Source organism: Arsenicibacter rosenii (assembly GCF_001870735.1).
Lineage (GTDB): Bacteria > Bacteroidota > Bacteroidia > Cytophagales > Spirosomataceae > Arsenicibacter > Arsenicibacter rosenii.
Map to the genome: position 1 here is coordinate 74798 of NZ_MORL01000001.1, position 12064 is coordinate 86861.

Sequence of the window (12064 nt, forward strand, 5' to 3'; positions counted from 1 at the left end):
GTTACGAAACAATGACCAGCCGAGCGTGTCGATATGTCCTCTGTATCTGGATAATGGCTTTTACGGTCCTTATCCCGGGCTGTACATGGGCAGCGGTGTTGTCGGTTGAGTCGGATCTCGAAAAGGTAAAGCTGGCCCTGGCCCATGAGGAGGGGCGCGTGCTGGATATCATCAATAAAATTACAAAGCAGTCGGGTTACGTTTTTTTGTTTGAAGACAACCTGAAGCCTGAGCTGAATAAACTGATCCGGATTGAGAACGGCCGGAACCTGCGGGATGTACTGGTCATGATTTCCCGGCAAACGTCGCTCGAATTTAAGGCGGTGAACAAAAACATCATCATCCGTAAAAAGGTAAGCGAGGCAGCCGTCCATTCTATCGGTGAGCAACGGTTTAAGCTTTCGGGCAGGGTAGTGGCCAGGCAGGATGGCATCGGTATTCCGGGGGTTACGATCCGGATTAAGGATACGAATCTGGGAACAACAACGGATGCATCGGGTACCTACAAACTCGATGTTGTCAATCCGGATGATGTACTGGTGTTCTCATCGGTTGGTTTTCTGACGGAAGAGGTATTGGTTGACCAGAAAAACGTCATTGAAGTAACGCTTTCCGAAAACGTTGAGGTCCTTTCCGAAGCCGTGGTGACGGCCTTGGGCATTCAGCGGGGCAAACGGTCACTGGGGTATTCCGTTGCTGATCTGAAGGGAGAGGTGCTGACCCAGGTGCCGCAGGAAAATGTCGTGAATTCACTGGCTGGCCGCGTGGCCGGGCTGACCCTGAATCAAACCAGCGGAATCGGTTCGTCAGTGAGTATCATCATTCGGGGTGCCCGGTCGCTGACCGGCGATAACCAGCCGCTGTTTGTGATTGATGGGGTGCCGGTGGCCAATACCCTCAATAACCTGAAGACCATGGGCGACCGGAATAACGTTGATTACGGTAATACGATTTCGGATCTCAACCCGGAAGATATTGACCAGATTACGGTACTCAAAGGCCCCGGAGCCGCGGCTCTTTACGGCTCCCGCGCAGGCAACGGGGTGATCCTGATTACAACCAAAAAAGGGAAAAAAGGCAAAGGACTCGGTATTACCTTTTCGACCAGCAATGTGTTCGAAAAACCATACCGATATCTGGATTTGCACTACCGGTACGCATCCGGCGACCGGAGTAACCGCTTAGACGAAAGTTCAATGTATTGGGGCGGACCGGCCCTGGATGCCGGTAACCTGGCCGTTCAGTGGAACAGTCCGGTTGGTGCCGACGGGCAACCCGTTCCAACGCCCCTGGTGTCATACCGTGACAACATGAAGCACTTTCTTGAAACCGGGATTACCTCAACCAATACGGTAGCCCTGTCGGGGTCGGGGGATAAAATGTCGTACCGGATTTCGTACAGCAACATGATCAATAAAGGCATGATCCCGAATTCGGATCTGTTGCGGAATTCCCTTAACTCCAGTGTAAGCTATACGCTAAACCGGCAATTTACGCTGAATTCGGCCTTTACACTGGTCCGGACGAATTCGGATAACCGGCCGGTGACCGCAAACCGGGGCGCAAACCCGCTTGAAGCCGTGTATATGTGGCCCCATGTGGATGTCCGTCAGTTAACGGATTACTGGGTGAAAGGCAGTGAAAACATCCAGCAGCTCACCCCTTCGGCAACGGCCGATAATCCCTATTTTCTGGCCTATGGTATCAACAACGGCTTTAACCGTGACCGGATTTTCGGAAACATAAAACTGGACTGGAAACCATCGTCATGGCTGACTGGCTTTGTCCGGCTGGCACTGGACCAGTACGGTGAAAACCGCGAAACCAAAATTCCCTGGAGCTATTCGCGGGCGAAAAAAGGAGGGTATTACCTACAGGATCTGTCGCGGCGCGAACTGAATGCCGATTTTCTGGTCACGCGCCACGAAAAACGGGGAGATCTGGATATCAGTGCATCCGTCGGGGGAAACTACATGACGCAGCGGTATCTGGATAATTTTATGGGCGGTGCGCAGTTGACCGTGCCGGGGCTGTACCGGATTACGAACGTGCCGGTTTCGGCCCTGACCGTTACGAATTCGACAACCCGAAAGGCGATTTACAGCCTGTATGCCATGGCATCGGTAGGCTATAAGGATCAGGTGTATGTTGATCTGACCGCCCGCAGCGACTGGTCGAGTACGTTGCCGGTGCATAAGCGGTCGTATTTCTATCCGTCGGTATCGGGCAGCTGGCTGCTGAATTATACGGTTACCCTGCCGCATTATGTGTCCCTGCTGAAAGCCAGGGCAAGCTGGGCTCAGGTGGGGAACGACGCCGCACCCTATCAGCTGGAACAGGCGCTGGCTACCGGTACATGGGGTAATCTGGTAACTACCAATGTGCCGGGCACCCTGTATAATGCCCGGCTGAAGCCCGAAATCGCCACGTCGACGGAGGGAGGGATTGATCTGAAGCTCTTTAAAGACCGGCTCCGGTTTGAGGCAACCTATTACTATTCAGAAAATAAAAACCAGATCCTGAATGTAACAACGCCCAATTCATCCGGCTACGGCAATAAACTGATCAATGCCGGTTTGCTGGCCAGCCGTGGCTGGGAAATCAACCTCGGAGGCACACCGGTTCAGCAGAAAGATGGCTGGCAGGTAGATGCCAGCGTAAATTTCAGCCGGAACCGGACCTATATCAAGGCACTGGCGCCGGGGGTAGACTACTACCAGCTATGGGACGACAACAACGGCGGGGCGTTTACCTATGTCGGGGAAGAAATCGGGAACCTCTACAGCCGGGGCTATGCCTACGTAACGGACCCGAAATCACCCTATTACCGGTGGCCGGTTCTGGATAACAACGGCGACTGGATTCCGGTCAATGACCGCAACGCACGGGTGAAGGTCGGGAATTTTAATCCACGGTTTATCATGGGTGGCCAACTGGCGATCCGGTATAAGCGATTCAGCCTGAACGCGAGCTTTGACTGGCGCAGCGGAGGCAATTTTCAATCGTATACCTACCGCTACTTTGAGTCAGACTGGCGGTCGGCACGGCAGCTGGATCAGCTGATTCCGGGAGGATTGTACACGCCCGATCAGCTGATTGCTCTCCTGAAGTCGGACCCTGCCCGCTACATCATCCCGCAAAACGGGAATTTTCCGCGGATCGGGGGGCATACCAAAGAAACCGGCGGTATGCCGCTGGACTCCGACGGCGACGGTATCCCGGAATATGACGGGGCGTTTGCGCCGGGCGTTATTCAGAATCCGGACGGCACATACCGCGAAAATCTGGGCGGTCCCGGCACGAAGGTCTATCCGATTACCGATACATACCCCTGGGGCTATAATCAGCAGATTACGTTTGATGCCTCGTTTGTCAAGCTTCGGGAGATTTCGGTGGGTGTTGACCTGCCGCAGCGCCGGGGCTTCCGGAATATAAACGTGTCGGTCTTCAGCCGGAATATCATGCTGTGGACAGCCGCCAGGGTGGGCATTGATCCCGAGCGTGCTTTTCTGGCCGATAACGGTAAGTTCCGGCAGGGGGTAGAGTTGCAGAATGTCTTGCCGTGGACAATCCCGGTCGGATTCAAAATTGGTTTTTCACTTTAATCAGAACCATCATGTACAGACTCGTTGCTGCCAAATGGATGATCCTGGTGATGCTGCTGCTCATGATCAGCGGCTGTGGTGACCAATTGTCAAAAATCAACGAAAATCCGAATGTGGTCAGCCCGTCGACGGCCAACCCCAACCTGATGCTGCCGACGGTAATGACTGGGCTGGCAATGAACTACGTAACGCTGGGGTACGGCGATGTAGCCGGTGTGGTGCAGCATACGCAGAAAGATGGCTGGTTCAGTGAACACAATCACTACGACTGGAGTCCCAAAGACTGGAGTACCTATTATGACCTGCTCCGTAACAACGATTTCCTGCTACAGCGGTCAAAAGAGCTGGGCTATACGTTTCATCAGGGGGTGGCATTGACGCTGAAGGCCTTCCTCTTCGGGCTGATCACCGATTTGTGGGGCGATGCACCGTATACAGATGCCCTGAAGGGCGCCAGTTCAGCAGACCTGCTGTTACCCGGCTTTGATCGGCAACAAACCATTTACCTCGGTATCATCGACGATCTGAAACAGGCTTCGGCTTTATTTGCGATCGGTAAAACGACCGGATACCTCACCGGCTACGATGTATATTACAACGGCGATACCGTGAAGTGGCAAAAATTTGCGAACTCACTGCTGCTACGGTATTACATGCGGATTTCGGCCAAACTGCCTCAGGTAGCCAAAGCCGGTATCGAAGGCGTGTATCAGACGGGTATCTACATGAACGATGCGACGGATGATGCAACGATGGAGTACATCGGTGCGACGGCCGCCAATTCATGGCCCGGGGCGATTGCTTTCGAGACAGACCCTTCCGAGTTTCGCCGCCGCAAACCCTGCCAGACCCTGCTGGATAAATTAACAACGTATAAGGACCCACGTTTGAAAGTCTGGTTTGCCCCGGTATATGTCCGGTGGGTCGCCGACTCAACGCTGACGCAGCCGGTCGATGCCTTTATCCGGAAAAACGGGGTGATACAACAAGGGGTTGCTGCCCTGACGGATGCCCGGTTTCTGGCTGAGGTCAAGGCCGGTGCCCGGTATACCCGCCGGTTTAACCCGAAAACGTTTAAAGTGGCTCTGGATACAAACTCCTATGTCGGGTTGCCGCCGGGGCTGATTGACCCGAGTGCCTATAATTACAACCCGACAACAGGTCAGGTGGTGCAGAATCAGCATGTTTCACAGCTGGCCGAGGTATACCGGAACAGCAATGGCGGGATTCTGAAAGCACGGTTGTGTTCGTCGGCCGAGGTGTCGTTTATCCTGGCCGAAGCGGCGCTGAAAGGCTGGGCAGCGGGCAACGCCGGCATGCACTACCGGCAGGGTATCCGTAACTCGCTCACTGTGTGGGGTGTTGACGGAGCACTTACGGAGTATATGCAGCAGCCGGGGGTGGTGTTCAATAATACCCTTGAACAGGTTATGCTTCAGAAATGGATTGCAGGCTGGACAGCTGCCACCGAAGCCTGGTTCGATTACCGCCGGACGGGGTTGCCGGTGCTCAAAGCGGGGCCTGCGGCGGCCGAAAATGTGTTGCCGGTCCGGTTTATATACGGAGATAACGAAACAAACTATAATTACTCAAACGCGATGAACGCCCTGCAAAGCCTTGAAGAAAACACCCATACCAAGGTGCGGGGGAAAAACAGTCAATGGTCTAAACCCTGGCTAATTCAAGGAACAAGCCTGCCCTGGTAAAGCCTCAGTAACGTGATCAGTCAGTCAGGCAGATGCGGCCTGTCTAATGGTGTTCTGTATACGCACTTAACGTAAAGTCAATTCATTCCTAAACTTAATACTGCACTTATGGAGTGTATGTTTACCGCCCAACAAAAACAGATTGGGATGCTGGTGGTGGCTCTGCTTACCGGTACCCTGTCCATTGAACCCGCTTTTGCTGCCAGAAACAAAGCGCATCCGGACATAAGCATCCGGGCCGCCGTTGCCCGGAAAATTACCGGAAAAGTGACTACAGGAGCCGATGGCACACCGATGCCCGGCGTAAACGTGGTGATCAAAGGGACCCAGACCGGTACGACTACGGATGGCAACGGCCGGTTTTCACTCGACGTCAACGGAGAAAATACCGTGCTGATTTTCTCGTATATCGGCTACAAAACCGAGGAAATCGCCGTGGGCAACCGTTCGGTGATTGAACTGACGATGACCGAAAGCGCCGAGACCTTACAGGAGGCGGTCGTGACAGCTCTTGGGATTAAGCGGGAAGAACGCTCCCTTGGCTATTCCGTCGGCAAGGTTGACGGCAAGGAGTTCTCCCGCGTTGTTCAGGAAAACGTCCTGAACGGCATGGCCGGTAAAGTGGCCGGTGTGCAGATCAGCCAGACCGGGGGGACCGGTTCGTCGGTAAGTATGGTGATCCGCGGGGCCACGTCGCTGAGCAGCGATAACCAGCCGTTGTTTGTGATCGACGGTGTCCCGATTGCCAATACCCTGAATAACATCAGCCAGGTCGGGACCGACAACCGCGCCGATTTCGGAAACGCGATCTCTAACCTGAACCCGGACGACATCGAGAATGTGTCCATTCTGAAGGGGCCGAGCGCGGCGGCGCTCTATGGCTCGCGGGCCGGTAACGGGGTGGTACTGATCACCACCAAGAGCGGGGCCAAGGCCAAAAAGCCGACCGTTACCATTACGTCAAGTACCGTATTTGACCAGCCGTACCGGTTCCTGAAGTGGCAGACCAAATTCGGGCCGGGGCAATTCTCCGGAATCCCGCCGGCGATCAGCGGCACGCCGCTGTCGAACCCGTTTGGTAAACTCATCGACGAAAGTGTAGGCGCAACCTATGGGGCCGAACTCGATAAAGGCTATTCCGAAGTACAGTGGAACAGCCCGCTCGACGCCAACGGAAAAGCCGTTGCGATGCCGCTTGTTTCGCATAAGGACAACGTGAAAAACTTTGTGCAGACCGGCGTAACCACCACCAACGGGGTGTCGGTGGCCAATAATACCGACCTGTTTACGTACCGCCTGTCGTACTCGAACATGCGGAACAAAGGGATTATTCCGAACTCCGATCTGTTCCGGAATACGTTCAATGTGAATGCCAGCTTCAAAGCCAGCAACAAGCTGCGGCTGAGCACGAATCTGGACGTGAGCCGCAATAATTCGAACAACCGGCCGGCCAGCAACCGGGGCACCAACCCGCTGCAATGGGCGTATGCTGTTTCTCCCCACATCGATATCCTGAACATGCAGAATTACTGGCAACCGGGGCAGGAGGGGATTCAGCAGCGGTCGCAGTCGAAGGGCATTTATAACAACCCGTATTTTCTGGCCTATGAGGTGAATAACAGCTTCGTGCGTGACCGGATTTTCGGTAACCTGAAAGCCGACTGGCAGATATCGCCGGCGTTCAGTTTTATGGCCCGCTACGCACTCGATACCTACAAGGAGCAGCGTGAAATGAAAATCGCCAACAGCTATACCGGCGATCCGCGCGGTGCATACGGGATTATCAACCTCGATAACTTCGAAAGCAATGCCGACTTCCTGGCCACCTACAAGAAAAGTATCAGGCAGTTTAACGTCTCGGTTTCGGCCGGCGGAAATGCCCGTTATCAGAATGGGGGCAACGTATCAACGGCAACTAAGGCAGGGACCGGTCTGATTGTCCCGGGTGTTTTCACGATCCAGAATATTCTGCCCGAAAACCTCGATTACGCCAGTACCAAGTTCCAGCGGGCCATTTATAGCCTGTATGGGCTGGCCAACATCGGGTATAAAGACATGATTTACCTCGACCTGACGGCCCGTAACGACTGGTCGAGTACCTTGCCGGCGGCCAACCGGTCGTATTTCTACCCGTCGGCTTCCCTGAGCCTGCTGATGAATGAAATGCTGTTCCCGACCTCCACCCAGGTTAGTTTGCTGAAACTACGCGGTGGGGTGGCGCAGGTGGGGAATGATGCCAATCCGTACATGCTCCTCAGTACGTTGACCAATGCGGGTACATGGGCAGGGGTGCCTCGGCTGTCGGTGCCGGGTAACCTGCTGATTTCGAATCTGAAACCGGAGATTGCAACGTCGTATGAGGCTGGTCTTGACCTGAACCTGTTCCGCGACCGCCTGCGCTTTACCGGTACCTATTACCGCGTCGAAAAGGAAAATCAGATCCTGAGCACCAAACTGCCGCCATCGTCGGGGTATACCACGAAAAACATCAATGCCGGTCTGCTGGCCAGCCGCGGCTTTGAACTGACCTTGGGCGGCACCCCGATCCAGTCGGCTTCGGGCTGGCGCGTCGACCTGAATGCCAACCTGACCCGGAACCGGACGCGCATCCTGAAACTATCGGACGACCTGCCGTATTACACACTCTGGACCGACGCTAAAGGCGGGGCATGGACGTATGTGGGCGAAGACATCGGCGATATTTACGACGCCCAGCTGGTAACCGTGAAAGATAAATCGTCACCGTATTATGGCTACCCGATTCTGGATCAGACCGGCAAATGGCAGTCCATAGATGCGATTAATACCAAAAATAAGATCGGAAACTTCAACGCGAAGTTTATCATGGGGGTACAGGCGTCGGTTTCCTACAAGCGTTTCAGTGTGAACATGACGTTCGACTGGCGTAACGGCGGGGACTTTGTATCGCAGACCTACCGGTATGGCGAAGAAAACGGACAGTCGCAGCTCTTCCTTGACAAGCTCATTAATCCAAACGGCCTGACAGGGGACGCCCTGCGGAACTACCTGGTTGCCAATCAGGATGAGCTGATCCGGCAGCATGGCAACTATTTCCCGCTGGTGGGTGGCCCGACGCCGGAATACGGTAGTTTTCCGTTCAAATACGGCCCGTACACACTGCCTTATGGCGGTACCTTCATTCCGGGGGTAATCGCTACCGGGTATGATACCAACGGCAACCCGACCGGGTACAAGGAAAACCTGGGCAACACCGGTACGTTGTATTTGCCGTTTGCGGGCAGTACGGCCTGGGGTTTTACGAAAGCCTTCCTCTACGATGCGTCGTACCTGAAACTGCGTGAAATCTCCTTCTCGTACGATCTGCCACAGAACATCATCAAAAAGGTTGGTCTGCAGAACGCGTCCTTGTCGGTTTACAGCCGGAACATCATTCTCTGGACAGCGGCTAAAATCAACATTGATCCCGAAATGGCGTTCCAGCAGGAAGCCGGTCTGCAAGGGTCCGGTATCCAGTTCAAGCAGGGGATTGAACGCTACAACGTAATGCCGTGGGTGATTCCGGTTGGCTTCAAAGTAAACCTGACGTTTTAATGAATAATGTACAATGGAGCATGTATAATGGCCCGACTGTGAGGAACAGTGGCGCATTATGCCTTATTCATTATCCATTTTACCTGTAATTAAAAGCCATGAAAATCGTAAACTACAAACATATACTGACTACGGTTCTGCTGTCGCTGTCTGTCTTTTCGTGTAAGGACCTGACCGAGCTGAACCAAAACCCGAACGGGGTTGATCCGACAAAGGCAAACCCGAACCTCGTGCTGTCGACCGTGCTGACGGAGACCGGTAAAGCCTTCGTCAACCTTGGTTACCAGGATATGGCGGGGGTCATGCAGCACACCCAGAAAGACGGCTGGTCGGGCGGCCACAACGAATACGACTGGGGCGGGAGCCAGAGCTGGAGCCCGTATTACGACATCCTGCGGAATAACCAGTATGTCTATGACCGGTCGGTACAGCTGGGCTTCGAGCTCCAGCAGGGCGTGGCGCTGGTCATGAAATCGATGGTATTCGGCCTGATTACGGACCTGTGGGGAGATGCTCCCTACTCAAGTGCGCTGAAAGGGGAACTGGGTGGTGCCGAAAATACCTTTCCGGCCTACGATACGCAGGAGGCCATTTATACCGGCATCCTGGCCGATCTGGAAAAGGCCAATACCCTGCTGTCGAAAACCAAAGCCGAATACACCAGTACGATGGATGCGGCCGATGTCTATTACGCCGGTGATCCGGCCAAATGGCGGAAACTGGCCAATTCGCTGGCTCTCCGGTATTTCATGCGTATTTCCGGCAAAAAACCGGACGTAGCCAAGGCTGGTATCGAAAAAATCGTGGCCAACCCGACACAGTACCCGATCATTCTGGCGGCGACCGATGATGCGGCCATGCCTTTTGCCGGAAACAGCGACAGCGATTCATGGCCGGCCAACACGGTCTATGATGCCAGTGCGAGCAACTACCGGCGCCTGAAAATGTGCGATACCTTTGTAAAGGCGTTGCTGGCGCTGAATGACCCGCGTATCGGTGTATGGGCCAACAAAGTGCAGATTCCGCTGGTAGTAGATGCCAGTCTGCCCGCAGGGACCGATAAAATTGAAAACGGCAAACGCTACCTGTCGCCCGACAAAGTGGCTGGTAAGGAGTATAATACCGATCCGAACTATGTGGGTTTACCGGTCGCCATCGTAGGCGGTGCCTCGTATAATTTGAGTCCGACCGCCGAGCAGGCCGCCAATAACCCGCACGTTTCGTGGCTGAACGACATTTATAAGCAAGCGAAGGGCCCGCTGCTGAAAGCACGGCTGGTATCGGCGGCTGAAGTCCGGTTTATTCTGGCCGAGGCCGCGCTGAAAGGCTGGGCGGCCGGTGATGCCAAAACGCACTACGACGCCGGCGTCAAAGCCTCGCTCGATGCGTGGGGGCTGACCAGTTCGTATGCGGCTTACATCGCGCAGAAAACCGTTGCCTATAACGCCACGCAAAAGCAAATCATCGAGCAGAAGTGGATTGCCAGCTGGACCGCCGCTACCGAAGCCTGGTTCGATTACCGCCGGACGGGCTATCCGGAGCTGAAAGCCGGTCCGCAAGCCAAACGCAAGGTGCTGCCGGTCCGTTTCTACTACATGCTCGACGAACGGAATCTGAACAAAACCAATACCGAAGCCGCTATGGGCAAGCTGGAGCAGACAACCTACTCCGAAGCCGACGGCCGGAATAGTCCGTGGTCGAAACCGTGGGTTGTTCAGGGAACCGGTAAGCCGTGGTAAAACGCATGTAACGATTTTACGCTGCTGCGACGGATTTTTAAATCCGTCGCAGCCTAACCGCGGATTTGTCATCCGCCTGCACTGATTCGGATGACAAATCCGATATTAATTCGTTCCGGATTTTCAAATCCGGAACAGCAAACAAGTACTCAAAACAGACCCCGTAGGGGTCAAACGTCTCTATGAGGTTGCTCTTTTTTCTGATGTGTCTGCATGGACTGAGCCTACAGGCCCAGTCGTTTAAGGCAGGGGCTGCCTTGCGGAAAATCACGCCCGATCCGCTGTTGCCGGTGTCCGGTGGTATCGGAACGCCTAAGCCGGCGCAACAAAAACAAGGCGATCTGTATATCCGGGCGCTGGTGCTCGAACGCGGCAACACGCGGGTGGCTATCGTCAGCGTGGATAACCTTGGGTGGCCATCGGTGCTGGGGAATAAGTCGCGGGCACTGATCAAGGGAATACCGCCCGAAAACGTGCTGATCGGTGCCACACACACGCATAGCGGACCTGATGCGTACGGATTTCCGGATGCCTCCGGCAAGGCCTATGCCGATCTGGCCTATCTCGACCGCTGTGTAAAAGACATGGCCGATGCGGTCAATGAAGCCGTCCGGAACCTGAAACCGGCCACGCTGAAAATTGCCGTGGGCGAAGCGAAGGGGAAAATTGCCTATAACTACTATGCCGATCAGTTGTATGATCCCCGTTGCGGGGTCATTCAGGCCATCGGGCAGGACGGCAAGCCGATTGCGACGCTGGTAAATTATGCCATCCATCCCGAAATCATCGGGTCGGGCAGGGGCATTCTGAGTCCTGATCTGTGCGGGCCGCTCTACGACCGGATCGAGGCCAAAGCCGGTGGCATGGCCATCTTTATCAACAGCGCCCAGGGCGGGATGGTCACGGCCGACAACCGGCGCGAGGGCGGCAAGGAAGCCAATGACTGGGCCGAATGTGCCCGGATCGGTGAGCTGCTGGCCGACGAAGCGCTCCGGATAGTGGCGGATGCTCCCGTGCAGACGAGCCCTGCGTTATACTGTGCCATGCGGAAAGTCAGCTTCCCCGTTGAGTCGGAGATCATGCAGTACATCATCAGGAACTCGCCGCTGGGGTATGAAATGACGAATAAGCAGGTATCCGCCCAGGTCAATCTGCTGAACATCGGTTCTGCGCAGGTGCTGACGATTCCCGGCGAGGCGCTGCCCAATATCGGTTTTTACCTCAAACGCAACATGCGGACCCGGCATCCGTTTTTATTCGGTCTGACCAACGATGCCTTCGGGTACATGCTCACGAAAGTTGACTTTAGTAGTTTTAAACGGTACGAATACATCAGCCGGACGAGTCTGGGCGAGCAAACGGCCGAAATTTACATGAACGAAGTCCTTAAATGGATATCGGAAAGTCCTGAACCAATTAGCTTAAAGTAAATTAACCTCAT

General features: G+C 54.5%; 5 protein-coding genes. All 5 read left to right on the top strand.

Going from position 1 to position 12064, the window contains the following annotated elements:
• Positions 1-53: 53 nt before the first annotated feature.
• Positions 54-3605, top strand: a complete 3552-nt coding sequence (locus tag BLX24_RS00270; RefSeq protein WP_229201661.1) for a SusC/RagA family TonB-linked outer membrane protein — start codon at positions 54-56, stop codon at positions 3603-3605.
• Between the two features lie 11 nt (positions 3606-3616).
• Positions 3617-5311 carry a SusD/RagB family nutrient-binding outer membrane lipoprotein gene (locus tag BLX24_RS00275; protein WP_071501101.1) on the top strand — a complete coding sequence of 565 codons (1695 nt, stop codon included), beginning with the start codon at positions 3617-3619 and terminating at the stop codon, positions 5309-5311.
• Positions 5312-5419: 108 nt separating this feature from the next.
• Positions 5420-8884, top strand: coding sequence for a SusC/RagA family TonB-linked outer membrane protein (locus BLX24_RS00280; protein WP_229201662.1), 3465 nt, complete (start codon positions 5420-5422; stop codon positions 8882-8884).
• 98 nt (positions 8885-8982) lie between these two features.
• Positions 8983-10623, top strand: a complete 1641-nt coding sequence (locus tag BLX24_RS00285; protein ID WP_071501102.1) for a SusD/RagB family nutrient-binding outer membrane lipoprotein — start codon at positions 8983-8985, stop codon at positions 10621-10623.
• Positions 10624-10805: 182 nt separating this feature from the next.
• The gene (locus BLX24_RS00290; RefSeq protein ID WP_071501103.1) at positions 10806-12053 is read left to right on the top strand and encodes a hypothetical protein; all 1248 of its coding nucleotides are present in this window, start codon (positions 10806-10808) and stop codon (positions 12051-12053) included.
• Positions 12054-12064: the final 11 nt, after the last annotated feature.